The organism is Streptomyces sp. NBC_01485 (genome assembly GCF_036227125.1).
Lineage (GTDB): Bacteria > Actinomycetota > Actinomycetes > Streptomycetales > Streptomycetaceae > Streptomyces.
Map to the genome: position 1 here is coordinate 5,031,004 of NZ_CP109435.1, position 25,933 is coordinate 5,056,936.

At 72.9% G+C, this 25,933-nt stretch carries 20 protein-coding genes and 1 pseudogene; 10 read left to right on the forward strand and 11 right to left on the reverse strand.

What is annotated here, in order from left to right:
- Positions 1 to 16: 16 nt before the first annotated feature.
- Positions 17 to 1,132 carry a sugar ABC transporter substrate-binding protein gene (locus OG352_RS22930; protein WP_329219392.1) on the reverse strand — a complete coding sequence of 372 codons (1,116 nt, stop codon included), beginning with the start codon at positions 1,130 to 1,132 and terminating at the stop codon, positions 17 to 19.
- Between the two features lie 159 nt (positions 1,133 to 1,291).
- On the opposite strand from OG352_RS22930, the gene OG352_RS22935 reads away from it, so the two are divergent.
- Positions 1,292 to 2,182 carry a polysaccharide deacetylase family protein gene (locus tag OG352_RS22935; protein WP_329223928.1) on the forward strand — a complete coding sequence of 297 codons (891 nt, stop codon included), beginning with the start codon at positions 1,292 to 1,294 and terminating at the stop codon, positions 2,180 to 2,182.
- 428 nt (positions 2,183 to 2,610) lie between these two features.
- Positions 2,611 to 3,177, forward strand: coding sequence for a DUF1062 domain-containing protein (locus tag OG352_RS22940; protein ID WP_329219394.1), 567 nt, complete (start codon positions 2,611 to 2,613; stop codon positions 3,175 to 3,177).
- Positions 3,178 to 3,189: 12 nt separating this feature from the next.
- Here the strand turns inward: OG352_RS22940 and OG352_RS22945 are convergent, their stop codons facing one another.
- Positions 3,190 to 3,561, reverse strand: coding sequence for a nuclear transport factor 2 family protein (locus OG352_RS22945; protein ID WP_329219396.1), 372 nt, complete (start codon positions 3,559 to 3,561; stop codon positions 3,190 to 3,192).
- 102 nt (positions 3,562 to 3,663) lie between these two features.
- On the opposite strand from OG352_RS22945, the gene OG352_RS22950 reads away from it, so the two are divergent.
- Positions 3,664 to 4,170, forward strand: a complete 507-nt coding sequence (locus tag OG352_RS22950; protein ID WP_329219398.1) for a winged helix-turn-helix transcriptional regulator — start codon at positions 3,664 to 3,666, stop codon at positions 4,168 to 4,170.
- 206 nt (positions 4,171 to 4,376) lie between these two features.
- On the forward strand, positions 4,377 to 4,547 hold the full coding sequence (locus tag OG352_RS22955; RefSeq protein ID WP_329219400.1) for a hypothetical protein: 171 nt from the start codon (positions 4,377 to 4,379) through the stop codon (positions 4,545 to 4,547).
- A 21-nt stretch (positions 4,548 to 4,568) separates the two neighbouring features.
- Here the strand turns inward: OG352_RS22955 and OG352_RS22960 are convergent, their stop codons facing one another.
- The 4 genes from OG352_RS22960 to OG352_RS22975 form a co-directional block, all read right to left on the reverse strand.
- Positions 4,569 to 5,372 (reverse strand): carbonic anhydrase, encoded by an 804-nt coding sequence (locus tag OG352_RS22960; RefSeq protein WP_329219402.1) that lies wholly within the window; start codon positions 5,370 to 5,372, stop codon positions 4,569 to 4,571.
- 202 nt (positions 5,373 to 5,574) lie between these two features.
- Complete coding sequence (locus tag OG352_RS22965; protein WP_329219404.1) at positions 5,575 to 6,543, reverse strand: D-alanyl-D-alanine carboxypeptidase family protein; 969 nt, start codon at positions 6,541 to 6,543, stop codon at positions 5,575 to 5,577.
- 208 nt (positions 6,544 to 6,751) lie between these two features.
- Entirely contained in the window at positions 6,752 to 8,539 is a 1,788-nt protein-coding gene (locus OG352_RS22970) for a transglycosylase domain-containing protein (RefSeq protein ID WP_443072495.1), read from the reverse strand.
- Between the two features lie 262 nt (positions 8,540 to 8,801).
- The gene (locus OG352_RS22975) at positions 8,802 to 10,031 is read right to left on the reverse strand and encodes a sigma factor-like helix-turn-helix DNA-binding protein (RefSeq protein WP_329219408.1); all 1,230 of its coding nucleotides are present in this window, start codon (positions 10,029 to 10,031) and stop codon (positions 8,802 to 8,804) included.
- Between the two features lie 112 nt (positions 10,032 to 10,143).
- Between OG352_RS22975 and OG352_RS22980 the strand changes: the two genes are divergently transcribed.
- The 3 genes from OG352_RS22980 to OG352_RS22990 are packed head-to-tail and all read left to right on the forward strand — an operon-like array spanning position 10,144 to position 11,724.
- On the forward strand, positions 10,144 to 10,704 hold the full coding sequence (locus tag OG352_RS22980) for a SigE family RNA polymerase sigma factor (RefSeq protein ID WP_329219410.1): 561 nt from the start codon (positions 10,144 to 10,146) through the stop codon (positions 10,702 to 10,704).
- Positions 10,694 to 11,569 carry a hypothetical protein gene (locus OG352_RS22985; RefSeq protein ID WP_329219411.1) on the forward strand — a complete coding sequence of 292 codons (876 nt, stop codon included), beginning with the start codon at positions 10,694 to 10,696 and terminating at the stop codon, positions 11,567 to 11,569. The genes OG352_RS22980 and OG352_RS22985 overlap by 11 nt, the downstream gene beginning before the upstream one ends.
- A complete protein-coding gene (locus OG352_RS22990) occupies positions 11,557 to 11,724 on the forward strand; it encodes a hypothetical protein (RefSeq protein WP_329219412.1) in 168 nt (55 codons plus the stop codon). The genes OG352_RS22985 and OG352_RS22990 overlap by 13 nt, the downstream gene beginning before the upstream one ends.
- 97 nt (positions 11,725 to 11,821) lie before the next feature.
- Here the strand turns inward: OG352_RS22990 and OG352_RS22995 are convergent, their stop codons facing one another.
- The 4 genes from OG352_RS22995 to OG352_RS23010 form a co-directional block, all read right to left on the reverse strand.
- Positions 11,822 to 15,394 (reverse strand): AfsR/SARP family transcriptional regulator, encoded by a 3,573-nt coding sequence (locus OG352_RS22995; RefSeq protein WP_329219413.1) that lies wholly within the window; start codon positions 15,392 to 15,394, stop codon positions 11,822 to 11,824.
- A 112-nt stretch (positions 15,395 to 15,506) separates the two neighbouring features.
- Positions 15,507 to 16,376 carry an alpha/beta fold hydrolase gene (locus OG352_RS23000; RefSeq protein ID WP_329219414.1) on the reverse strand — a complete coding sequence of 290 codons (870 nt, stop codon included), beginning with the start codon at positions 16,374 to 16,376 and terminating at the stop codon, positions 15,507 to 15,509.
- A 102-nt stretch (positions 16,377 to 16,478) separates the two neighbouring features.
- Positions 16,479 to 19,454 (reverse strand): AfsR/SARP family transcriptional regulator, encoded by a 2,976-nt coding sequence (locus tag OG352_RS23005; protein WP_329219416.1) that lies wholly within the window; start codon positions 19,452 to 19,454, stop codon positions 16,479 to 16,481.
- Positions 19,455 to 19,609: 155 nt separating this feature from the next.
- The gene (locus OG352_RS23010; RefSeq protein ID WP_329219418.1) at positions 19,610 to 20,896 is read right to left on the reverse strand and encodes a glycosyltransferase; all 1,287 of its coding nucleotides are present in this window, start codon (positions 20,894 to 20,896) and stop codon (positions 19,610 to 19,612) included.
- A gap of 517 nt (positions 20,897 to 21,413) precedes the next feature.
- Between OG352_RS23010 and OG352_RS23015 the strand changes: the two genes are divergently transcribed.
- Positions 21,414 to 22,955 carry an SDR family oxidoreductase gene (locus OG352_RS23015; RefSeq protein ID WP_329223929.1) on the forward strand — a complete coding sequence of 514 codons (1,542 nt, stop codon included), beginning with the start codon at positions 21,414 to 21,416 and terminating at the stop codon, positions 22,953 to 22,955.
- Between the two features lie 16 nt (positions 22,956 to 22,971).
- Positions 22,972 to 24,375: a cryptochrome/photolyase family protein gene (locus OG352_RS23020; protein WP_329219419.1), complete on the forward strand. Its 1,404-nt coding sequence runs from the start codon at positions 22,972 to 22,974 to the stop codon at positions 24,373 to 24,375.
- A gap of 165 nt (positions 24,376 to 24,540) precedes the next feature.
- Here OG352_RS23020 and OG352_RS23025 read toward each other — a convergent pair whose 3' ends face one another.
- Complete coding sequence (locus OG352_RS23025; RefSeq protein ID WP_329219420.1) at positions 24,541 to 25,095, reverse strand: DUF4232 domain-containing protein; 555 nt, start codon at positions 25,093 to 25,095, stop codon at positions 24,541 to 24,543.
- Positions 25,096 to 25,366: 271 nt separating this feature from the next.
- On the opposite strand from OG352_RS23025, the pseudogene OG352_RS23030 reads away from it, so the two are divergent.
- Positions 25,367 to 25,522: pseudogene (locus OG352_RS23030) on the forward strand (helix-turn-helix domain-containing protein); the annotation flags it as partial.
- Positions 25,523 to 25,933: the final 411 nt, after the last annotated feature.

Here is a 25,933-nt window from a genome sequence, read left to right on the forward strand (position 1 = left end):
TGTCATGGGGCAGGTCTCATCGGGTGAGTCCGGCCTTGGCACAGGCGGACCGGAGCTGCGGGGGGCAAATCTGCTCGATGGTGTACAGACCGTCCTTCACCAGAGTGTCCTTGATGGTGCCGACGGTCACCGGGACCGACGGGAGCAGGACGGCCGGAATCTTCTTGGTGGTGGCGTTGTCGACGGTGCCGGTGGCGATGGAGTCGACCGACTTGCCGCGCCCCAGGGCGACGGCCATCTCGACGGCGGCGTCGGCGGCGGGCTTGAACGGCTTGTAGACGGTCATGTACTGGTCGCCCCGGACGATCCGCCGTACGGCCGCGAGGTCGGCGTCCTGCCCGGTGATCGGGGGCAGCGGCCTGACCTCGGTGGCGTTGAGGGCGGAGACGACGGCGCCGGCGAGGCTGTCGTTGGCGGCCAGGACGCCGTCGATGTTGCCCGCGCCCAGGGCGGCGATGGCGCTCCGCATGTCGACGAACGCGTTCTCCGGCCGCCAGCCGACGGTGTCGTACGACTTGCCGATCTTCACCTTGCCCTTGAGGACGGAGAGCGCCCCCTGCTTGAACCAGTCGGCGTTGGGGTCGGTCGTGGCGCCGTTCATCATGACGATCTGGCCGCCGTTCGCCTTCGGACCCATGGCCTTCAGCAGCGCCTCCCCCTGGAGCTTGCCGACCTTCGCGCCGTCGAAGGTGACGTACCCGGAGATCGGACCCTGCGCGAGCCGGTCGTAGGCGACCACCGGAATGCCGGCCCGGTGCGCGGCCTGGACCGACGGGCGCAGCAGCTGGGGGTCGACGGCGGCGATGATCAGGACGTCCACGCCCCTGGTGATCATGGATTCGAGCTGCTGCCGCTGGACCGCCGGGTCGGGCGTGGCGGCGAAGGTCACCGCAGGACAGTGCGGGCACACCTGCTTCAGATGCTTCTCGATGAGGGGCCGGTCGAACTGGCCGAACCGGGAGACCCCGCCGCCGGGGAGCAGCAGCCCGACGGTGAGACTGTCGCCGTCATTGCCGCCGTTGCCGTTGCCGCCGCCTGCCCCGCCTCCGCCGCAGGCGCCGGTCAGTGCCAGGCCGGCGGCGGCCGAGAGCGCCACAGCGGCACGGCCGAGGGACCTGCCCATGAGACCCATGTTTCGGTTCCTTAGAAATTGTGCCCGACTTTATCCCGTAATGAGCACCTACCGCCAAGCGTAACCAAGCCCCCGGTGTCATCCGGCACGGAACCTCGGACATACGTTCGCCATCAAGCAAGGCGTACGGACCGAGACGTACGGACGAACGCGGTGAACATGGGGTGGGGCGCGGTGGACAGGCGGATCAAGAGGGCGGCGTTGGCCTGTCTCCTTCTCACGGCATGTTTCGCGACGGCCTGCACGGCCGAACGCCCCAAGGGCTCCCCGGACTCGTCCGGCTCCGCCGCCGCCTCCGCATCGTCCACCGACGCTCCCCCTGCCAAGGCGGGCGCACGGGCGGGTGCGCAGGCGGCTGCCGAGGCGGCGGCCTACCGCAAGTGGGACATCAAGCCGCTGGCGGCACCGCCCGCCCCGCCGAAGACCAAGCCCGTGGAGCAGGCGGCGGCCGGCGGCGGCGGGGTTCCGGTGATCAGCGACATACCCACCGATCAGAAGATCGTCTTCCTCACGTTCGACGACGGGGCCGAGAAGGACCCGAAGTTCGTGACGATGATGCGGGAGCTGAAGATCCCCTTCACGATGTTCCTGACGGACTCCGCCATCCGTGCCGACTACGACTACTTCAAGCCGCTCCAGGGCCTCGGCGACAGCATCCAGAACCACACGCTGACCCACCCGAACCTGCGCACCCTGAGCGCGTCCGCCCAGAAGCAGGAGATCTGCGGCCAGCAGCAGAAGCTGAAGGACCGCTACGGCACCACGCCCCGCCTGTTCCGTCCGCCCTACGGCAACTGGAACGAGGACACCCGGGCCGCCGCCGCGTCCTGCGGCATCGAGAAGATCGTCCTCTGGCGCGAGTCCATGCAGATCAAGAACATGCAGTACCAGCGCGGCGACAGGAAACTCCACCCGGGCGACATCATCCTGGCCCACTTCCGCGGCCCGTCCGAGCTCAAGGGCACGACGATGACCGAGATGACGGCGAACATGCTCCGACACATACAGGAACAGGGCTTCACGGTCGCCCGCCTGGAGGACTACCTCTAGAGACGCTCTGGGGGCTCAGGGCTCAGGGCTCAGGGCTCAGGCCTCAGGCCTCAGGGCTCAGGCCTCAGGCCTCAGGGCTCAGGGCTCAGGGCTCGATCGCGAGAGCGGTGCGCGGGCACGCCGGGTCCCCGGTAGGTGAGCTGCGGAAAGGTGACACTCGCGCACCGAAGTGTCACCTTTCTGTGCGGACCACCCCCCGGGCAGGCACCGGGCAGGTGCCGGGGGCGCCTCTTCCATCGCCGCCCGCCCGAAAATCAGTGGAGCCGCGCTCCCGCGTGCCGTTAGCGTCCTCCCGCCCGCAGTCGCCCTGTCAAGGACGTGCCGTTGTACACCAAGTGAGACCCCCCGAGCGCTGATCCGTCGCGCGTCGCACCTGTGCGCCGTGCTCCTTTTCGCTGCGGTCCTCTCACTGGAACCGGTGTATTTCTGTGTCCGAAAGCTGGGTGGTCGTGCCCACCTGCCTGCCGATAGTTCTCCGCCGTTGCCACAGGTGCGCCTCCGGGCGCTTCCGGGCGAACGGCAAGTTCCGCGTCAACGCGAACCACAAGCTCCTCGACGCCTGGCTCCTCGCCCTGTGCACCGAGTGCGGGGACACCACCAAGCTCACCGTCCTGGAACGGATGAACGTGCGTTCCGTACCACCCGAACTCCTGAACCTGCTGCACGACAACGACCCCGGCCTGGCAGCCGAACTGCTCCAGGACCCGGTCGTACAGCGCCGCAATCGCATCGCCCTCGACTGGGACAACGCCTGGCGACTCGACAGCGGCGCGCCGTACCAGTCGCATCGCCCGCATCGGCCGGAGGGTGAGGCGATCGAGGTCTCGGTCCGCTTCGCGGCGCGGATACCTGTGCGGCCGGTGCGACTGATCGCCGAAGGTCTCGGCTTTTCGCGAGCGGAGGTCGAGAGGCTGCTCGCCGAGGGGAACCTCGTGTCGGCAGTCCGCCTGAGCGGCAAGCTCTCGGGCGACTTCACCTTCACGCTCAAGCGCTGAGTCCGTCAGGCCCTACGGCTCGATGACGAGGCGTTCGATCAGGTCGCCGTGCAGAGTGAACCGGTAGCGCAGGTCGACGGCGCCGCCGGGGAAGTCGCCTTCGAGGTGGTGTACGGCGTCGTAGTGGGTGGCGTCGGTCCGCTCGGCGGCGGTGAGTTCGACGGTGTACGTGAACTCGGTCGCGACCCGGCTCAGCCACCCCTCGATCGCCGCGACGCCCTCGTACGTGGTGCCGTCGTCGACCACCGTGGCGTCACCGGCGAACGAGGCGACCGCGGCGGCGGTGTCGTGGGCGCGGTGCGCCGACAGGTAGCGGGTGATCACGTCGGGCAGCTCGTTCGGCGCGATGCTCCGGGCTTGGGGCTGGGTCTGGGGCTGGTGCATGACGGTCCCTTCCGTTGCCGGGTTACTGCTAAAATGGAAGCAACTGGCTTCGACTTTAGCAGTAACTGAAGGGTCCAGGTGGGGTCCGGGCGGAGTGGGGAGATGGTCGCGGTGGCGAGTCGCATCAGGCTGGAGGACCGGGAGTGCCCGCTGTCCACCACCGTGCAGCACGTCGGTGAGTGGTGGACGCTGCTGATCCTCCACGACGCCTTCGACGGCTACACCCGCTTCGACCAGTTCCAGGAGAGCCTGGGCATCTCCTCCAGCATGCTCACCACCCGCCTCAAGTCCCTTGTGGCGGACGGCCTGTTGGAGCGCCGGCCGTACCAGGCGAACCCCGTCCGCCACGAGTACGTACTGACCGGCCTGGGCCGCTCGCTGCGCCCGGTCGTCGTGACCCTCGCCGCCTGGGGCAACTCCCGCCTCGCGCCGGAGGAGCGCAGCATGATCCTCGTCGACGCGCACAGCGGCGAAGAGGTCGAGCCCGCGGTCGTCGACGCGAGGACCGGCCACCGCCTCGACGACAGCGACGCGTACGTCTTCACGGCGGGCCCGGCCGCAAGCCCGGCCATGCGCGACCGCTATGCGACCCGCCCGCCCGGCAATTAGCCGTGTGCGGCAGTAATTTGATCGTGACTTGTCCCTCGACCGTAGGGTAATGTTCAAGCAAAGAGGAGTTCGCGGTCGTCAAGTTCACCGTGAACGCGCTGACGCGGTTGCAGGCTTGTGGCCTGGCCGAAGGTAAACCTGGCCGTCCGTTTCTTTCGCATGCGCGACCTCGCGGCAGACCCCGAAGAAGATCTAAGGAGGCGACGATGTTCGATCTCAGGACAGAGGCAGAGATGAGGCTGCATTCGGAAAGGACGGCGAGGGAACTCGCGCTGAAAAAGCAGCGTGAAGACGCCGTCGAGAACGAGAACGCGAACGAGGGTCAGAACGGCCACGTCGCCGTGACGGCGGAAACCGCGGCCACGACCGACGTGTGACCGGCGTGTGACCGGCCCGCGTCAGTGGGTCGGCGCGCCGGTGAGGACTTCCACCCGGCCGGTGTCGAGCGAGTAGTAGGCGCTGACGACGGCCAACTCGCCCTTCTCCACGAGCGGGGCGAGGTCCCGGTTGGTCCGCAGGTCGGCCGAGGTCTGCTTGACGTGGATGCGGGTCATGACGTCGACCGGGTCCTTTGCCTTCTGCTTGACCGTCTCCTCGTACGCCGGCCGCAGGGCGTCGGAGATCGCCTGCAGATTGCCGGGCAGCGTCTTGCCGTCCTTCATCGCCTTGTACGCGGCCTTGACGGCGCCGCAGCGCTGATGCCCGAGCACGACGATCAGCGGGGTCCCCGACGTCAGGGGCCCGTACTCGACGGAACCGATGACCACCGGCCCCACCACCCCGCCACCGGTGCGCATGACGAACAGGTCGCCGAGCCCGGTGTCGAAGAGGAGCTCGGGCGGTACCCGGGAGTCGATGCAGGACAGGATCACGCCGTAGGGGTCCTGCTCCTGGGCGACGAGGTCGCGTCGGCGGGGGTCCCGGTCGGGGTGCTGGAGGGTGCCGTCCACCCACCGCTTGTTGCCGTCCATCAGCCGCGCGAACGCCGACCAGGGCGACTCCGGTCGGGCGTTCGCGTTCGGGTTCGTGGTGGCGTGTGCCGCCGCCCCTGCCCCCGCCGCCCCCACAGCCGACGTCTGCTCCGCCCTGCTACCGCCCGACGTGCCGTCCGACTTCGACGCGCAGCCGGTGATCAGGGCTGCCGTGGTCAGCAGGCCCCCGGTGAGTACGGCTCTCCGCTGCGGTTGTCCAGCGCTGCTCATGGTTCTTTTTCGCCCTTTCCCGGAGTCCGCGTTCGGCGTCGCGCCAGAACACTTGAAAGTTTGAGCAAGCGCAGTGTTGCAGATGCGTGTGGGGCTCCTGTGAGGCATGTGAGGGCATGTGGAGGCGGGTCTTCACGTCCCGTACAACAAACAACCCCCAGGCCGATGACCTGGGGGTTTGTCGCAGAGAGGGGGTGTCGGCTCAGCCGAAGTACGCCGTCTCGTTCACGTTGAACATGTAGTCGCGCCAGTGCGCCCTGATGTACGTGAACCGTGTCGGGTCGTAGCTCCACTGCGCGTCCAGCGAGGCGCCGATGACGTCCTGGTTCGCGCGGATGTAGTCCAGGACCGCCTCCGAGACCGGCGCGTACGACCAGTGCCAGCGCTCCTGGCTGATCGCGGGCGTGCCCGTGGCCGACTCCGCCGTGTACGTCTGGAGGAAGCCGTAACCGGCCGCGTTCGCGCGCAGCCACGCGTAGTTGGCGGCCTCGGGGCCGCCGTCCGCCCAGTCCTGGGGCGTCGTGTCGAAGAAGTCCGCGTCGGAGCCCAGGTGGTGGCGCGAGACGCCGGGCGCCGTCGACGTGCGGAGTATCTCGATCTGGCGTTCGTCGGAGGTCAGGGACTCCCACACCGTGCGGTGGGCGTCCTTGTCCGGGTCCCACTGCGGGTCCGTGCCCAGTTGGGCGGAGTACTTGGCGCGCACCTCGTCGACGATGATGCCGAAGGTGCCCGCGCCGCCCGAACCGGTGCGCAGGAACTCGTACTTGCGGTCCCAGATCGTGCGCTGCGTCGCCGCGGTGCGCACCCAGGAGACGAGGACCGTGTCACGGGCGGTGCCCAGACCGGCCGCGGCCGCGTCGGCCAGGCCGTTGACCTGGGTGTCCATCTCCGTCTTGAGGTCACCGGGGGCGGACCCCGTGCCGGTGATCCAGGCGGCGACGGCCGTCGGGTCGGCGGCCGTAAGGATCTTCGCGACGGCCCGCTTACGGCGGTCGATCTCCCGCTGCGAGCGGAACGTCCGCGGCGGGACGGGGTCCGCGGCAAGGGCCGCCCGGCCGACCGCCGCCCCGCCGACGGCGGCCGCTCCGGCCGCGACGAGCCCGATGAAGCGACGCCGCGTGGGCGCCGTACGGCGGTGGGAGGGGACTGATTTGCTCTGCTTGCCGTGCATGGTTTCCCGTTCTCGGTACCGGCTGCGGACACCGGATCGGTACACCGGTGGGCGGAAGAGAATCGCACACGTGCGCTCCGCGCCGACAGAGTCAAACGTCATCGAACGCCGCCCGGAATGGAGCACGTTCGGCAAACAATAGGTGAACACCGGCTCCGTTCCGGACGGCGGGGGACGGCGGGGGACGGCGGGGGACGTCGGGGGCGGACTAGCGTCCTGAGCCGGCGGTGCCCGCCTTGCCCGCCTTGCTCGCCTCCGCCTCCGCCTCCTTTTCCGTCTCTGTCTCCGTCTCCGCCACGGGCGTCGGCGTGCGGGACTCTCCCGCTCCCGCGGTGGCCAGTTGCCAGATCTGCGCGGCGGTGTCCTCCGCGGACTCGGTCGGCGCCGGGTTGTTGGGCAGTTGGGCGGGCACGGTCGTGTTCTTCTTCGCGCCGGGCCGGTCGGCGAAGAGGACGACCGTCAGGGCGAGCCGGGAGTCCAGGCTGGTGGACCACACGGTGCGACGGGTGATGCCGCCGCCCGCCCCGGCGGTGAAGAGGGTCTGCGGAGTGTCCTGAACAGCGGTGAATCCAGGGGCCGTTGGGGTCACGCGGGCATCGCCGGTCTCGCGGGCCAGGGGCCCCTTGTTCATCTGCGCGTCCACGACATATGCGTCCATATCGTTCAGCGCGCGCTGTGTGTCGGGGTGCGCGGTGTGGACCGTACTCCCGCCCCGGGTGATCTTCGCGACCGTGTACGGGGCCGCGTACACACCGTGCGCCGCGACGGTCGCGTACGCCGAGGCCAGTTTCAGCGGGGTGGGCGCCGCCGACTTCCGCAGCGCGGCCAGCGGGGCGCCGAGCCGGACCTCGGCGAAGGGATCCCACGCCGTCCCCGCCTCGACGGCGCCGTCCACCGCGTCGTTGAACGGCTGCCGCGCGTAGTCCGCCCCGCCGTACAGCAGCCGCACCGCCCCGTCGCCGGGCTCGATCGCCACGACGGCGGTGTGCAGCGTGGTGCCCTTGCGGCCCTTGAGGTCCTTCACCTTCCCGGTGGTGGCGTCCTGGAGCGCCAGGTCGAAGGTGGTGTGCACGGTGTAGCCGCCGCGCGCCAACTGGTCCTCGGTGATGCCGAGCCGGTCCGCGGCCTCCTTCGCTGCCACGTCGATCATGTACTGCCGCTGCCCCTCGGTCGTGCCCGGCGGATAGAAACGGAACGCCGGAAACGCGGCCTCGGCGCGCTGCTTCGCCGTGATGCCGCCGCTCGCCGCCATCGCGTCGAGCACCCACTCCCAGCGCTCCTTGAGCGTCGCGGTCACCTTCGGGTCGGAGCCCGCCTTCTCGTAGTACGAGGGGATGTTGACGATCGAGGCCAGCGCGGCGCCCTGCGAGACGGTCAGGTTCCGGGTGTCCACGCCGAAGTAGTTGCGCGAGGCCGCCTGGATACCGGCCGAACCCCGGCCGAAGTACACCGTGTTGAGATACCCCGCCAGGATCTCGTCCTTGGAACGGGTGCGGTCGAGTTTGATCGCGATGAGCGCCTCGCGCGCCTTGCGCGACAGCGACTGCTCGGGGCTCAGCAGCGCGTTCTTCACGTACTGCTGCGTGATGGTGGAGCCGCCCTGCCGCTCACCGCCGGTCATCGAGGCCAGCACCGCGCGGGCGACGGCGCGCGGCGAGACCCCGTTGTCCGTGCGGAAGGAACGGTTCTCGGCCGCGATCACCGCGTCCTGGACATACCGCGGGACCTGCGACAGCGGCACCTCCTGACGGTCGACGGGACCGCGTCTGCCCAGGTAGGAGCCCTTGGCGTCGATGAAGACGGTGCTCTGTGTGACGGTCTCCGGGTGCGGGTCGGGGATGACCGTCAGCCGGTACGCGACGACCGCCGCCGTGCACAGCGCCGCGACCAGCACCAGGAACGCGATGATCAGCCTGCGCAACAGGCGGCCTCTGGTACGGCGGAGGCGCAGCCGGAGCGGTACGCGGAGGCGGAGCCGGTGCGAGCCGGCGGCCAGGCGCCTCGTACGCCGAGCCCGGCCGCCCGGACCTGGACCCGGACTCGGATCCGGACCCGGGTCCGGACTGGGATCCGGACCCGGGTTCGAGTCCGAGTCGGAGTCCGAGTCCGGCTCCGAAGTCGTATGCGGCCGGTTCGTGTGGGGCCGCTCTTCGTTGGCGGCGGTGGCGGGTGATTCGGGCACGGGAGGCCTTTCAGGAGGGGCGGGCGGGTGCCACGAGCGGGGGCGATTCCTGGGCATCGGGCGCTTCACGGGCGCTTCACCCGCCGACGTCGACGCCGACGTCGGTGCCGGAGACGTCGCCGGACCGCGCGACGACCTTCCCGGCCGCGTCGCGCACCGTGACCGTCGGAACGTCTTCGGCGAGGCTCGCCTTCAACTCCTCCACCGGCAGCGGCGCGGGCGCGTACCAGACGCCCCAGCCGGGGCCGCCCGCCAGCGTGAGGACCGTGCCGGTGACCTTGCTGTCGCCGACGGCGATCTCGACCCGAGCCGGGTCGCCGGCCAGGCCGTGGTAGAGGCCCGACAGGAAGAACGCGCTCCTGGTCACGGGCTCCATCTGCACCGAGACGCCCGGCTTACCGCTCCCGGCGGAGCCCTTGCGGGCCTCCTCGGCACCGTCCTCGGCGCCGTCCTCGTCCCGGCCGCGGAACTGGTTGGGCCGTTGCGGCGTCGACCAGTGTTTGCCGTCGGCGGTCAGCCAGACCTGCACCCCCGGCACGGCCTCCACCCGCTCGCCGGGCGCGACGATCCGCACCGGGCTCGACGGCGCCCCGCCGGCCGTCCCCGCATCCGAGCCGTCCGCGCTGCCGCCGCCCCCGAACCGTCCGACGGCGAACACGGCCGACGGCACGAGCAGCAGCGCACAGCCGGCCACGACCGCACCGATCCGCCGTCGGCGCAGGGCCCGCCCCCGCCGCTCGATGACACCGAGCGGCGCGGCGGGCGGCACGGTGAGCGGCGTGGCGGGCGGGACGACGACGCCGTAGGCACCGTGTGAGCCCTCAACACCCTCGGCACGCTCGGCGCTCTCCGCCGCTTCCGCGAACAGCACGCGCAGCCGCTCGGCGTCGCCGCCGCAGACCGCGAGTCCCCGCTGGGCATGGCTCCTGACCGCACCGGCCGAGCAGCCGAGCACCTGGGCGATCTCCCGTTCGCCCAGGCCCTCCCAGTGCAGCATCACGAGCACCGCCCGCTGCCGCGCGGACAGGGCGCCCAACGCCCCGTGGGGCAGAGCCCGTTGGCGGCGCGCGCGGCGAAGATGGTCCTTGACCAGGGACCGCCGTACATAGAAGTCCACGTCGTCGCGTGGTATTCGCCGCCATCGCGCGTACACCCCCACCAGCGTGTCGCGCACCAGCTCCGTCGCCTCGCGCGGGTCGCCGGAGAGCAGGTGCGCGGTGGTGACCAGCCGGGGCCAGCCCGCCTGCGCGTATGCGGCGAAGTCGGTGCGAGGGCGCGGGCGGTGGATCCTGAGGCTCGTGTTCATCGTCTTTCCCGTGGGTTGTGTTTCGATGAGCGCGACGTGCGCGACCTACGGGACCTGTACGCACGGCGGGGGCGGCCAGGTTGCACGGGAATTCCGAGACTCCGGTGGGGGCATGACCGAGGACGAGTTCGACGCTTTCTACACGGCCGCGTTTCCCCGTCTGACCGGCCAGCTCTCCGCGTTCACCGGGGATCACGGCGAGGCGCAGGACGTCGTCCAGGAGGCGTTCGTAAGGGCCTGGGACCGCCGTAGGAACTTCCTCGCGGACGAGGCGCCCGAGGCGTGGATCCGCACGGTGGCCATGCGACTGGCGGTCAGCCGCTGGCGTCGGGCCAGGCGCTGGCTGGAACTGGTGCGCCGTACTCCGCCGCCCGAGTTCACGCCGGGACCCGGCCCCGAGCGCACGGCACTCGTCGCCGCGCTGCGCCAACTGCCCAAGGCCCAGCGGATGGCGATCGTCCTGCACCACCTGTGTGACCTGAGTGTCGAGCAGGTAGCCTCCGAGACGGGCGCGCCTGTGGGGACGGTCAAGGCCAGGCTGTCCCGGGGGCGGGCGGCGCTGGCGAAGCAGTTGGCCGTGGACGGCGTGGACGCCGGCGACGCCGTGGGCGCCGGGAAAGCCGTGGATACGGCGGGCGGGGCGGTTCGGGAGGAGGACGGCCGTGTCGGATGAACGGGCCGGCGAACGGGCCGATGGGCGCGCTGTCGGGCGGGTTGACGAACTGTCGGCCGAACTCTCCACCGCACTCGACGAGTTCGCCGCGGCGCACGAGACTCCGCCGCTTCTCACCGGCGCCGAGGTCCGCGGACGTGCCGTGCGCCGGGCGCGCCGCCGCCTGGTCGGCAGGCTGGCCGTGGGGACGGCGGCCCTCGCCCTGGCGGCCTTCACACTGACCCTGGGCTCCCCGAACTCCCCGAACTCCCCTCATTCGCCTGACTCCCCGAACTCCCCGGCGGACGGGAACCAGCGTCAGGTTCCGGCAGCCACGCCCCCCGCTGTCTCGTCACCCCCTTCCGCCACGCCCGCCACGCCCGCGACGCCCGCCACGCCCAGTGGGGCGCCGTCCTACGGCACGGCCGAGCCCGCGCCCCTCACGGGCACGGTCGACCTCCAACGGCGCACCCTGACCGTCGGGGACCGGGTCATGCCGATGGCCTCGGACTTCGCCGACAGCCCCACGATCGTGGGCCCGATGACGGTGTACAAGAAGTACGACGTCAAGACGCTGACCGTCACCGACCCGACCGACGGCGCCCGCTACGACGCGGAGGTCTCGTTCGCGGTCGAACTGCGCGACGCGAGGAACGCGCCGGTCTACGTCGGTGTGATCCGCTCCGACAACGTGAAGGACATCGGCAGGTACGACGTCGGCAGCGCCTGGATCGGCCTGGACCTGGACAACGCCGGCTGGTTCTACAAGGTTGTGCCGACCGGCAGCGTCCTCTCGGTCGGGTGCGGCGACCGGGGCGCCATGGTGGCGACACCGGCGGTGTCACCCGACCCGGCAGAGTCCCTGGCCGCGCGGTGCGCGTCCTGATCCCGGGAACGATCGACCAGGTCGCCGACCACCTCGTCGGCACGGCCGAGGCGGGCGCCGACGAGGTGCTGGTCGACCTCCAGCAGACGACGACCACCACCGACGAACTCCTCACCGGGGCCGAGAGGTTGATCAAGCGAATGCGTGGGGCGTAACCCGCTCGGGCGAGCCGCGGCGCGGGCCGACTGGTGGGCCTCGTGCGCGGCGACGCCGGGCCTGCCGGGCCTTCGGGGAGGCCCGGCAGGCGGCCGTTCAGCCGCTTCCCGCCTCCTCGTCCGTGGCGTGCGGCGCGTCCGTCGCGGGTACCGCGGCGATGCGGGGCGCGGGTCCGGCGTCGCCCAGCGCGCACAGCATCGTACGGATCTCGTCGGCCGCCGTCGGGTCGGTCCGGGCGAAGAGCGCCACCGCCCGCTCCCAGACCGTGCGGGCCGCCCCGGTGTCGCCGGTCGAGAGGTAGGTGTCGCCGAGGTGGCGCAGCGTCCCGGCCTCGTTGAAGGTGTCGCCGACCTCGCGGTAGAGGCCCAGCGCGCACTGGAGGGCGGCCACGGCCCGCTCGTGCTCGCCCAGATGGTGGCGGGCCACGCCGAGACTGTCCCAGGCGCCCGCCTCGGCGTAGCGGTGGTCGCCGTGTCCGGCGAGTTCGGCGAGGGCCGCCTCGAACAGGACGGCGGCCCGGTGGTGGTCGCCGAGCAGGACATGGGTCCAGCCCAGGGCGTGCAGGGCGCTCGTCTCGGGGATGCGCTCACCGAGGTCCCGGTACAGGCGCAGGGCCCGCCCGGCCGCCTCGAGTGCCTCGTCGTGGCGGCCCAGCCGGTCGAGCAGCCAGCCGTGGCTGCGGTGGGCGTGCGCGAGGCCGAGCCGGTCGCCGAGGTCGGCGAACAGGTCGAGGGAGAGCCGGATGTGGGCCTGGGCGTCGTCGTACCGTTCGAGCCGCGCGCCGGCGCGGGCGAGCCCGCGGTGCAGATGCGCCTGCGCGGTGCGGTGGCCTTCGCGGACGGCGGCGTCGAGCCCCGCGCGCTGCGTGGCGGCCGATTCGTGCCAGTGGCCCTGCCGGTCGAAGAAGCGCTCCAACGTCCAGGCGAACCGCCAGACATGGCCGTCGAAGCCGAGCCGGCCGGCCAGCGCGACGACCTCGCCCAGCACCCGCCGCTCGGTCGTGTACCAGCCGAGGGCCGCCCCGTCGTCGGCGAAGTCCACGGCGCCCGCGCCGGGCCGGGCCTCGTCCAGCGGACTCGTGGTCCACGAGGGGGAGAAGCGCCGGCCGGCGGCGTGCGCGGTGTGCAGGTAGTGGTCGAGGAGACGGTGGACGGCCGCGTCCCGGTCGGCGGCGCCGTCCTCGGCCTCCGAGCGTTCCATGGCGTACGTACGCAGCAGGTCGTGGCAGGTGTAGCGGCCGGGTGCCTGTTCGGTGAGCAGGTGGGCCCGGGTGAGCTCGGTCAGCAGCGGGCGGACCTGCGCCGGAGTGGCCCCGGCGGTCGCCGCCGCGCCCGGCAGCGCGACGTCCGGGCCCGGGTGCAGGGACAGCAGCCGCAGCAGGCGGGCCGCGCCGGGACTCAGGGCACGGTACGACCACGAGAACACCGCCCGTACGTCGCTGGTCGGGTCCGGGTCGGTGAAGGCGTCGAGGCTTCCGTGGGCCTCGCGCAGTTCGGCCGCGATCGAGGTGAGCGGGAAGCCGGGGTGGGCGGCGGCCCGGGTGGCCACGACGGCGAGGGCCAGCGGAAGCCCGGCACAGCGGGCGATGATCTCGTCGACGGCGCACGGTTCGGCCGACACCCGGTCGGCGCCGAGCCGGCGGGCGAGCGACTCCCGGGCCTCGGGCGGCTGGAGCTGGGCCAGCGCCAGGGGCCGCGCGGCCTCGACGGTGACCAGGCCGAACAGCCGGTCCCGGCTGGTGACGACGACCAGGCAGCCGGCGCTGCCCGGCAGCAGCGGACGGACCTGGTCGGCGTCCCGCGCGTTGTCCAGCAGGATCAGCACGCGGCGCCCCGCCAGCAGGCTCCGGTAGAGGCCGGCCTGGGCGACGGTGCCGGCCGGCATCCGCTGCGGCGGCACGCCGAGGGCCTCCAGGAAGCCGCGCACCGCCTCACCCGGGTCCTTCGTGGTGCCGCCCGGGTCGAAGCCGCGCAGGTTCACGTACAACTGCCCGTCCGGGAAGCGGTGGGCGATCCGGTGCGCCCAGCGCACGGCCAGCGTGGTCTTGCCGATGCCGCCCATGCCGCTGATCACGGCGATGCGGGTGGCGGGCGCCGAGTCCGCCGACAGGTCGACCACCTGCGCGAGTTCGGCCCGCCGACCAGCGAACGTGCAGAGATCCGCGGGCAGTTGGGCCGGTCGCACGAAGGGACCGGCGTCCTTGGACCCCGGCTGCCGGTCACGGGCGGGAGCGGGAGCGGGGGCGGGGGCGGGAACAGCAACGGGAAGGGGAGCGGGCACGAGGGACAGGCCGGTGGGCGTGGCGGGAGCGGTGGGAGTCGTGGGAGTGGTGAGCGCGGTGGGGGACTGGGGCACGGGGAGGCCGGGGGCGGCGATGCGCAACGTCCGGACGTCCGCGCCGGGGCGCCGCCCCTCGCGGTCCGCGCGGTCCTCGCGGTCCATGGACCCCGGGCGCACCGCGGCGGGACCGCCTCTGGCCGGGCCCGCGCCGCGTGTCCGGTCGCGTGCCTCGTACGCGCCGGCCCGGCAGCCGTGCGCGGCCGGTGAGGTCGGCCCCGACCTGCCCGACGGCCCGTCGGACGCGCTCCGTTGCCCGGGTATCTGCCCGGGCAGCTGTGCCGGTGCCCGCGCCGGTGTCCGCCCGGCCGGGCCCCCGGGAGAAGCGGGCCCGGCGGCCGGACGCCCTGGCGGGGACCACGAGGAAGCCCCTCCGCTACGGGAAGGTGGCGCGGCGTCGAGCGGCGCGCCGGTCCCGGAGGTGCGGGCGCGGGACGACGAGGTCGGCGTGGGGGTCGGCGACGAGGCCGGCGTGGACGTGTCGTCGCGGAGCGCCTCCGCCTGCGCGGCCCGCAGTTCGGCACCGGGTGTGATGCCGAGCTCGGTGTCGAGGCGGGCCCGCACCCGCTGCCAGGCGTCCAGCGCCTCCGCCCGTTGCCCGGTGGCCGCCAGCGCGCGCACCAGCCGGGCCTGGAGCTGTTCGTCGAGGGGGTGGTCGCACGCGGTGCGGTGCAGCACGGTGAGCAGGTGCCCCGCCGCGCCGCCCGCCAGCGCCGCGTCGGCCGCTTCCTTGACGGCCGTCAGGTATTCGCGCTCCAGCGCGGTGAACACCGGATGGAACCGCGCCTCCAGCGGGACGCCCGTGGCCACCGGCCCCGTGCGCAGCGCCAGCGCCTCCAGGAACAGGGGCAGGGCGACCTCCCGAACGGCCGCGCCCTGACCGGCAGTCCCCTGACCGGCCGTACCCTGACCGGCCGTACCCCGGCCGGCCGTCCCCACCGCGTCGCGGACCGCCGCCCGGGCCCGCCGCAGCAGGCCGCGGAAGCGCGCCAGGTCGACGGCGTCGGGTTCCGCGTCCAGCCGGTAGCCGCCCGCGTCACGGATCAGCAGGCTGCCCGGGGCCCGGACCGCGAGCCCCGGCTCCAGCAGCCGGCGCAGCACGCCGATGTGCCGGTACACCGCGTTGGCCGGCGAGACCGGCGGCGACTCGCCCCAGAGCGTGTCGACCAGCTCGTCCATCGTCACCGGGCGCCCGGCGTGCGCCACCAGCAGCGCCAGCAGCAGCCGTTGCTGGGCCGGCCCCAGTCCGATCTCCTCGCCGTCCCGCCAGGCCCGTACCGGCCCCAGCACAGCGAACCGCACCGACGCCCCCGCGCCCGTCTCTGTCCCCATCCCCATTCCTGTCCCCGTCCCCCGAAACCGAGCCACCACGGCCCCTTCCTCCTCGCTCACTCTGTCCCCCTGCCCGCCCCGTGCCCCGTCGTGCCCCGTGCCGCGCCGTACGTCAGGCCGTGAGCCCGCCGATCCAGCCGAGCACCAGCGCGTTGAACTCCTCGGGACGCTCCTGGAAGAACCAGTGGCCGACTTCTTCGAGCACCAGGGACGCGCTGTACGGGTGCGGGCTCACGGACGTGTCCCAGTGGCCGTCGATGCCCTTGATCTTCAGGGAGTTCGCGGCCGAGAGGGTCAGCACCGGGCAGGCGCGCCGGACGAGGTACTTCTCGACCTGCGGGCGTACCACGAGGTCGGTGGCGGCCTCGTTCAGGCCGAGGAAGATCTCGCGGACGGTCTCGGGGTCCATGCCGAGTATCCGCCGCCGGTGCCAGACGGGCAGCGCGGCCGTCCCGGGCGTCGTCCGGGGTCCCTCGATCCCGCCGAGGAGCGTCGTGGCGACCCCGATCGGGTCGGCGGTGTGGAAGGCGGCGGCGGTCTGCGCGATGGGCTCCGCCTCGAAGCCGTACGGGGGGTCGACGGCGACGACGGCCCGTACCAGCGAGGGGAACTCGACCGCGAGGACCGAGGCGGCGATGGCGCCCAGGGAGTGGCCCACCACGACGACCGGTCCGGCGTCGACGGCGGCGATCAGCTCCACGAGGTCCGCCGCGAAGTCGCGCGGGTGAAGCCCGCTCACCGACCCGGACCTCGACCCCGAGCCGGACCCCGATCCCGGTTTCGGCGTCGCGGAGCGGCCGTGGCCGCGCAGGTCCGGTGCGATCACCCGGTGGTGGGCGGCGAACGCGGCGATCTGCGCGGACCAGTCGTGCGAGTCGCAGGTGCCGCCGTGCACGAACAGGACCGTCTCACCGGGCGTGTCCCCGCCGGGCCCCTCGTCCGTGTGGAACAGCCGGTTGCCGTTGATGGTCGTGTAGGTCACGCATGCGCTCCTCGAAAGTAGGTGCGGGGAGCGTAGGCAGGGGGGAATGGACGAAGTGTGCCTTGGTTGTGACTGCCGCCGGTGACGACCACGGGACGTGGCTCACGAGGCGAGTTTCCCGATCTTGGCGCGGATCTCGGCCGCCTGCACGGGGTCGAGGCCGGCGAGCACGCGCAGGGCGGTCCGCCAACTGGCGAGGGCGTCCTGCCGGTCGTCGGCCGCGTGCTGGGCGTCGCCGAGCCGGTTCAGCACGAAGGCCTCCTCGTACGGGTTGCCGGTCTCCCGGAACAGGACGAGGGCGCGCTCGAAGCAGAGCACGGCCCGTCGGTGTTCGCCGAGCCGGCGGTGGACATGGCCGAGGGTGTCCCAGGTGTGGCCCTCGGCCATCCGGACACCGAGATCCTGGAACAGGGCGAGCGCCTGGTGCGCGTGCGTGAGCGCGCTCCGGCAGTCGTCGAGGTTCGCCTCGCCCCAGGCCATCGAGATGAGCGCGTAGGCCTGCCCTTTGCGATGACCCGACGCCCGGAACAGTTCGAGGGCGGGGCCGGCCTCGTCCAGGGCCTCCTTCAGCCTGCCCTGACGCGTCAGCGCGTTCCAGAGGCCCAGGAGTGTCGTCGCCTGGCCGTTGGCGTCCCCGCACTCCTCGAACAGCCCGTACGACGCGCGGAGTTGGGCGTTCGACTCGTCGAACTGGTGCAGCAGGAGACAGGCCCGGCCGAGCCCGTGGCGGGCCTGCGCGAGGGCGTGGGCGTCCCCGAGCCGCTGGGCGGCGGCCAGCGCCGTGCGTTGCAGGGCCAGGTAGTCCTGTAGGTGGCCGAACCGTTCGTGGAAGCGTTCCAGGGTCCAGACGAGCTGCCAGACATGGGCGTCGTGGCCGCCGTCGACGGCCTGCTGGATCACGCCGAGCAGGACCGCGCGCTCGGTCGTGAGCCAGTCCAGGGCCGCCGCCTCGTCGGCCAGCGGCTGCGGCCGGGCGGACGCTTCGGCCGGCGCGACGGGGGTGACGAGGGAGGGCGGCGGCTCGGAGAGCAGCACGGCGGTGTGGGCGGTGTGCAGGTAGTGGTCGAGCACGCGCCGGACGCCCGCCGCGCGCTCGTCGTCGCTCTCGTCCGCGACGACGAGTTCGGTGGCGTACGCGCGCAGCAGGTCGTGGCAGGTGTGGCGGCCCGGGGCGTGCTCCGTGAGGAGGTGGGCGCCGGTGAGTTCGGCGAGCAGGGCCCGGGTCCGGGCGACGGGCAGGCCCGCGAGGGCCGCCGCGGCGTGGACGGTGACGTCGGGCCCGGGGTGCAGCGCCAGCAGCCGGAAGAGCCGGGCCGCTTCGGGGCCGAGGGTGTCGTACGACCAGGAGAACACCGCCTGCACGTCGATGGCGGCCTCCGGGTCGCGGAACGCGTCGAGACCGCCGTGCGCCTCCCGCAGTTGCGCGGCCAGCGCCGCCAGGCGGAACCCGGGGTGCGAGGCGGCGCGGGCGGCGACGACGGCCAGGGCCAGCGGCAGCCGCGCGGTCAGTGCGACGATCTCGTCGACCGCCTCGGGCTCGGCCGCCACCCGTGCGCCGCCGAGCCGCAGCACCAGCGACGCGCGGGCCTCCGCCGGGGTCAGGACGTCGAGGGTGAGCGGTCGGGCGCCGTCCGAGGTGGTCAGGGCGGTGAGGCGGCTGCGGCTGGTGACGACGACCAGGCAGCCGGGGGAGGCGGGCAGCAGCGGCCGGACCTGTGCGGAGTCGCGGGCGTTGTCGAGGAGCACCAGCACGCGCCGGTCCGCGAGCAGGCTGCGGTACAGGGCGGCCTGGGCGTCGAGGCCGGCGGGGATGCGCTGCGGCGGTACGCCGAGGGCGTCCAGGAATCCCCGGAGGGCCTCCTGCGGCGGCACGGGCGGTGCGGCCGGGTCGAAGCCGCGCAGGTTCACGTACAACTGCCCGTCCGGGAACCGGTCGGCCACCTGATGGGCCAGGTGCACGGCCAGCGTGCTCTTGCCGACCCCGGCCGTCCCGGCGATGACGCCGATGGCGACGGTTTGTGGTGGACGGCTGCCACGGTCGCCGGGGTCGCCGGGGTGGTCGTCGTGGGCGTCGTGACGGTCATGGTCGCCGTGGGCGTCGTGGTCGTCGCCGTCGATCAGGGCGCGCAGCCGCTCGAGTTCGGGCTGCCGGCCCGCGAAGACGGGGAGCGCGGCGGGGAGTTGGGCGGGTCGGACGAGTTCGGCGGTGGTCTCATCGGCTTCCGACGCGCTCTCCGCCCCGGTGCCGCCGTCCGTCCCCGTGTCCTCCGCCCCCGTTGCCGTGTCCGTCCCCGCGTCCGCCCTCGTTGCCGTGTCCGTCGCCGTGGCCACGCGTCGGTGTGCGGCGCTCAGTTCGGGTCCGGGGTCGACGCCGAGTTCGTCGGCCAGCCGGGCGGCCGTCGAGCGGTACACGTCGAGGGCCTCGGCCCGGCGGCCGGTCGAGGCGAGGGCCAGGACCAGGCGGGCCTGAAGTCCCTCGTCGAGGGGATGCCGGGACGCGCTGTCCGCCAGGGCGGGCAGTATCCGGTCCGCCGTACCGCAGTCGAGCGCGGTGTCGGCCGCTTCCCGTACGGCGGCGGCGTGCTCCAGGTCGAGCCCGCTGAACACCGGATGCGCGGGCGCCCCGGCGGGGCAGCCGGCGGCCGGGCCCTGCCACAGGGCGAGCGCCTCGGCGAACGCCGCGACGGCCCGCACGGGCTGCTCCGCGCGGCGCGCGTCCCGCGCCCTCGCGGCCAGTTCGCGAAACCGCAGCAGATCCACCGAGCCGGCGGGCACCGCGAGCCGGTAGCCGCCCGCGCCGCGTATCAGCAGACCGCCCTCCGCGCGTGCGGGCAGCCCGGGCTCCAACAGCCTGCGCAGCTCACCTATATGACGGTGAATCATGTTCACGGCGCGGGCCGGGGGCTGATCCGCCCACAGGCCCTCGACGAGGTCCGACACCGCGACCGGGGCACCGCCTCGCGCCAGCAGCAGCGCCAGCAGCGTACGGCGCAGCGGCGGCCCCGGATCCACCTCGGTCCCGTCCCGCCAGACCCGTACCGCCCCGAGAACCACGAACCGTAGCTCCACCGGCTCCATCGCACCCGCCTCGCATCCGCCCGCGTCCGTCCCGGGGCCGGAGCTGATGCTAGGTGCTCTTCGCCAACTGCCGTTCAGCGCAGGACATTTCAGGCGTGGCGTGGCGTGGCGTGGCATGCGGTTCTTTCCGGCGACGGCTGGGCCGGACCGGCGTCCTACTCCGCGGCGGCGACCACCTCGGCCACGGTGCCCAGCGCGTCGTAGCGGTCGAACTGGGCCCGCAGACCGGCCGCGTGCTCGCGGTGTCCGGGTTCCGCCAGCACGGTGCGCACGGCGGTGAGGATCTCCTCGGGCGACGGCGTCCCGGTGCGCAGGTCGACGCCGGCACCGCTCCACTCGACCCGGGTCGCGACCTCCGGCTTGTCCTCTCCGGCGCCGCCCACGACGAGCGGCACCCCGTGCCGCAGGGCCGTGTGCACACCGCCGTAGCCGCCGTTGGTGACCAGCACGGACGCGTACGGCAGGAGCGCGTCGAAGGGGACGTAGCCGCCGACGCGCACGTTCGCCGGTACGGCCCCGAGCTGGGCGGGGCCGTCCGCGCGCCCGGTCACCGCCACGACCAGGACGTCCTCGTCGGCCAGCGCGTCGACGGCGGGCCGCACGAGCTGGGTGAGGTCGTCGTTGGCGAACGAGCCCTGGGTGACCACGACGACCGGCCGGGTCTCGCGCGCCGGCTCCGACCACCAGTCCGGCAGCGGATGCGGCTTCGGCGGCGCGGCGGGCAGCGGGCCGGCGAACCGGAAGGAGGCCGGCAGGTCGTCGCGCGGGTACTCGAAGCCGGGGACGGTGAGCTGGAGGTAGTGGTCCGGCACGGTGACCATGCAGTCGAGGAAGAAGTCGGGAAGCTCGGTGCCGCACTCCCCGAAGATGTCCTCCAGATGCCGCTGGGTGTCCGCGAAAAGCTGCCTGACCTGCATGTTCATCGACCGGTGCTGGACCTTGGCGTACTCCCCGGTCACCGGCGGCATCGCCAGGCCGAGCGGCGGGGCGTCGTCGCTGAGCAGGGTCGGCAGGGTGATCCCCAGGCCGATCGTGACCGGACGGTGCCCGGGGGCGGCGGACAGGGTGAGGGCGGTCGCCCCGAAGAACAGCGGATCGCTGATGACCACGGACGCGGGAAAATGGGCCAGCAGTTCGCGCAGCGCGCGGTGCTGGGCGGCGGTCGGGTCGCCGAAGACGTACTTCATGTCGTACTCGAGCTGCGCCGGCCCCGCCGGTATCGCGGCGCGCTCGGGAAAGTAGACGTCCAGCTTCCGGTCGTCGAAGTCCGCGGCCGGCGGCAGCGACACATGACGGGCGCCCGCGGCCCGTACGTCGTCGGCGAACCGGCCCCCGGTCAGCACGGTGACCTCGTGCCCGCGCCGCACCAGATCGGCGGCGACGGTGAGGACGGGCTGCACATGGCCGTGGAACGGCGTTGCGGCGGCGATGACTTGGGCCACGACGGACTCCCTGCGATCGGAACGGTGGTCGGAACGGTGGTCGGAACGGGGGGTGGTGCCACGGATCGTAGGAACCCGGTGTTCGGAAGAAGTGCGGCCCGCGCGCGGCGTGTGCGGGGCGCCGGGTCACGGTGCGCACACATCGACCACAAATTTTCATGCCCCTGCTGCGCAAGCCGCATGGTCAACCGTGTCGTGGGACCCCCTGGCCGGGGCCGGTCCCGGGGCCGGTCCCGGGGCCGGCGCGGTTGCGATGGTCGTTCCGGGGCTCAAGCATGGGCTCAGTGGAGCGGCGACAGGGCCGGTCTGCGGGGCGCGCCCAGGAAGGCAGGAGAGCCATGACGCTTCTCACGGCCGGTTCCGCGGGCCGTCGCCGGACAAGGCGCACCCGACCGGCCTGCACTCGACCGGCCTGCACTCGACCGGCCTGCACCCGACCGGCCTGCACCCGACCGGCCGGCACTCGGCAGGCATGTGCCCCACCGGCCTGCACCCGACCTGCCTGCGTGCGGTCGTCATGACCGGCGACGACCGGCCGCTGCGCTGCCTGGTCACCGGGGCCACCGGTTACCTGGGCGGCAGGCTGGTGCCGGAGTTGCTGGCCGCCGGGCATTCCGTGCGCTGCCTGGCCCGCTCGCCCGGCAAGCTGCGGGACCATCCGTGGGCCGGGCGGGCGGAGGTCGTGCGCGGAGACGTGACGGACGAGGCGTCCGTGCGCGCGGCCATGGAGGGCATGGACGTCGCGTACTACCTGGTGCACGCGCTGGGCACCGGCCGGGGTTTCGAGGACACCGACCGGCGCGCGGCCGGGATCTTCGGTGAGCGGGCGCGCGCCGCCGGTGTCCGGCGGATCGTCTACCTCGGCGGACTGACCCCCGCCGGAGTGCCCGAGCACGCGCTCTCACCCCATCTGCGGTCCCGCGCCGAGGTGGGCCGCATTCTCCTGGCCTCGGGCGTGCCGACCGCCGTACTGCGGGCGGCCGTGATCATCGGGTCGGGTTCGGCCTCGTTCGAGATGCTGCGCCATCTGACCGAGCGGCTCCCCGTGATGGTGACCCCGAGCTGGGTGCGCACCCGCTGCCAGCCGATCGCCGTCCGCGACGTGCTCCGCCTCCTCGTGGGGTGCGCGAGGCTGCCCTACGACGTGAACCGGACCTTCGACATCGGCGGACCGGACATCGTCACGTACGAGGACATGATGCGGCGGTACGCCGACATCGCCGGCCTGCCGAAACGCGTCATCGTCTCCGTTCCGCTGCTCACGCCCCGGTTGTCCAGCCTCTGGGTCGGTCTGGTCACCCCCGTGCCGGGCGCTCTCGCGCGACCGCTGGTCGAGTCGCTGAAGCACGAGGTGGTCTGCGCCGAGCGGGACATCGTCCGGCACGTGCCGGACCCGCCCGAGGGACCGGTCACCCTCGACCGGGCGATCCGGCTGGCCCTGCGGCGGGTGCGGGACACGGACGTGGCCACCAGATGGTCGTCGGCCTCGACGCCCCACGCCCCCAGCGATCCGCTGCCGACCGACCCCGACTGGGCGGGCGGGAGCCTCTACACGGATCACCGCGAGCGAGCGGTCGCGGCGTCGCCGCAGGCGCTGTGGCGGGTGGTGGAGTCGATCGGCGGCGAGAACGGCTGGTACTCCTCGCCGCTCGCCTGGTCCCTGCGGGGATGGCTGGACACCCTGGTGGGCGGTGTGGGCCTGCGCAGGGGCCGCCGGGACGCGAACCGGCTGCGGGTCGGCGACAGCCTGGACTTCTGGCGGGTGGAGGAGATCGAGCCGGGCCGGCTGCTGCGGCTGCGCGCGGAGATGCGGCTGCCTGGCCTGGCCTGGCTGGAGATGACCGTCGGCCAGGACCCCCAGGGACATACGGTGTACCGGCAGCGGGCCCTGTTCCACCCCCACGGCCTCGCCGGACACGCCTACTGGCGGATCGTGGCCCCCTTCCACGCCGCGGTGTTCGGCGGCATGGCCCGCAACATCGCCGCAGCGGCCGAATCGGCGACCCCGGAACCGGCCGACCCGGCCGACCCGGCTGAACCGGCCGCCCGCGGCCACTGAGAGGGATCACGAAACCGTGCGCGTCTCCGTCGCCCTGTTCACCGCGGACCTGCGGGTGCACGACAACCCGGTCCTCCAGGCCGCGCTGCGGGACGCGGAACGCGTGGTCCCGCTCTTCGTCGTCGACACCGGCATCCGCCGCACCGGCTTCGCCGTGCCCAACCGCGCGGCGTTCCTCGCCGACAGCCTGGCCGACCTGGACGGCGCCCTGCGGGCTCGGGGCGGCCGACTGGTGGTGCGCGTCGGCGACGTCGTCGAGGAGACCTGCCGGGTCGCGGCGGAGACCGGGGCCGATACGGTGCACATCGCGGGCGGGGTGAGCCGCTACGCGACACGGCGCGAGGACCGGCTGCGCGCCGCCCTCTCGGGCGACCGGCGCGAACTGCGCGTCCACGACGCCTCGTTGACGGCCGTGCCGCCGGGAGCGCTGACCCCCGCGGGCAAGGACAAGGACCACTTCGCGGTCTTCACCCCGTACTTCCGCCGCTGGGAGAGCTTCGCCGTACGCGACGTCCTGCCGGCCCCCGACGCCGTACGGGTACCGGACGTGCACTCGGCCGACCTCCCCCGCACAGCCTCCCTGACGTCGGCCTCCACCTCGGTGGGCTCCACGTCGTCGGGTTCTACGTCACCGGGCCTGCCCGCCGGCGGCGAATCCGAGGCCCGCCGCAGGCTGCGCTCCTGGCTCTCCGGCCCGCTGTCGGCGTACGACGGCCGGCACGACGACCTGGCCGCCGACGAGACCTCCCGGCTCTCCCCCTACCTGCACTTCGGCTGCCTCTCACCCACCGAACTGCTGCATCACGCCCGCGCACAGGACAACCCCGGGGCGCATGCCTTCGTCCGCCAACTCGCCTGGCGGGACTTCCACCACCAGGTCCTGGCGGCGCGCCCCGACGCGGCCGACCACGACTACCGCCCCCGCCACGACCGCTGGCGCCGCGCCCCGAAGGAGACCGAAGCCTGGCGGGACGGCCGCACGGGCTACCCCGTCGTCGACGCGGGCCTGCGGCAGCTCCGCCACGAGGGCTGGATGCCGGGCCGGGCCCGCCTGCTCGCGGCGAGCTTTCTCACCAAGACGCTGTACGTGGACTGGCGGGTGGGAGCCCGCCACTTCCTGGACCTCCTGGTCGACGGCGACATCGCGAACAACCAGCTCAACTGGCAGTGGGCCGCCGGGACCGGCACGGACACCCGCCCGAACCGCGTCCTCAACCCCCTCGTCCAGGCCCGCCGGTTCGACCCCCACGGCGCGTACGTACGCCGCTGGCTCCCCGAACTCCGCCACCTCGACGCCACAACGCTCCACCGCGTCCCCCACCTCGACGAAGCCGCCCGCGCGGGCCTGGACTACCCCGCCCCGATCGTGAACCTGGCCGAGGCCGCCGACCGGTTCAGGAGAGGACGCGAGGCCGACTGAGGACAGGACAACCGAACCCGTACGCGGGCAGAGCAACAGGCGCACACGTGGCGTCCGTTGCGCCGCTGCCGCCGCCGACGGCACCACGCCCCCGGTGAAGGCGGGGCGCCCGGTGCGGCCGTACGGCGGCTGTGTCGTGCTGTCGTGCGGAGGACGCCGGGGCGGCTACCAGACGAGCGCGTCCGCCGCGTTGTCCTGCCAGTAGGTGACGGCGGCGGAGCTGTTGAAGAAGGTGCCGCCGTTCGGCAGCTTCAGGGCCTTCTCGGCCCCGGTCCCGCCGCCGTTCCTGTCGGCGAAGAACACGCCCAGGGTCTTCGTGCTGCTGCCGCCCTCACCGTCGGGGGCGTACGTCAGGATGCCCGCGTACGCGGACTGGCCGGGCTCGAGCGTCACCACGGCCTGCGGCGTGCTCTCCTCGACCCACGTCAGCGGGGCCTGGGCGTCGGCGCCGGCCCTCAGGTAGGGGGCGTCGTAGGCGTAGCACGGCTTGGTGCCGGTGTTGGTGGCCTTGAGCAGCAGGTGGTTGATCGGGCGGGACGCCTTGGTGACGGTCAGGGTGGTGTTCCCCGTGGTGCAGGTGACGATCGAGGCCGCCTTGCCGGTGGCGGCGGTGGCGGTGGCGGTCTGCGCGGTGGCCTGGAAGCCGACGAACGCGACGGCGGCGGCGACGACCATGGAGGCGGCTGCTGCGCGGGAGCGGAGAGGAGTGGCGATACGCATGAACGGACTGCTTTCTCTGAACATCCGGAAGATGATCTTCTGATCATGGGCTGTGTGGGTCAGGCGCGCTGCAAGTGCGGTCCGCGAAAGTGGAGTTGAGCGGGCCCGAGCACCGTGTGCGGCGAGGCGCCGTGCTTGGATGACCCAAGCCTGTGCCATGCGGAGTCCGATCCGCCATTCCATCGGGAATTTTGGGACGCTGGGATGATCGAACCGGCTCTGACCTGGAGAAACATGACCTTCCTGGGACGTCGAACGGAATGGGGGACCGGTGGGTACCGCTGAGGAGATCGCTGAATTCGCGGCGCTGCTGCGCGAGTTGAAGCAGCGATCCGGGCTGAGTTACGAGGCTCTGGCGAAGCGGGCGCACATGAGCACCTCGACGCTGCACCGGTACTGCAAGGGGGAAGGCGTGCCGGCGGACAACGCGGCCGTCGCCCGCTTCGCCCGGGTGTGCAGGGCGACTCCCGAGGAACTGGTCGAGTTGCACCGGAGCTGGTCCCTGGCGGACGCGGCACGCGAACGTGCCCGGCGCGCCGCGGCGGATGCGGAACCGGAACCGGACTCCGCGGACCGGGCCGGAGCGTCCTCGTCGGGCGCGGGGCCGGAGCCACGCTCCGCGCAGCCACACACCGGCGGCCCCCGGCCGGACGCGACGTCGGACACCCCGCCCGCAACCGCGCCGCCGACCCCGCCGGTAACCGCGCCGCCGACCGCGTCCGCACCCACGCCGCCTTCCGCGTCCGCGTCCGTGTCCGCGTCCGCACCCACGCCGCCTTCCGCGTCCGCGTCCGTGTCCGCGTCCGCACCCACGCCGCCGTCCGCGTCCGTGTCCGCG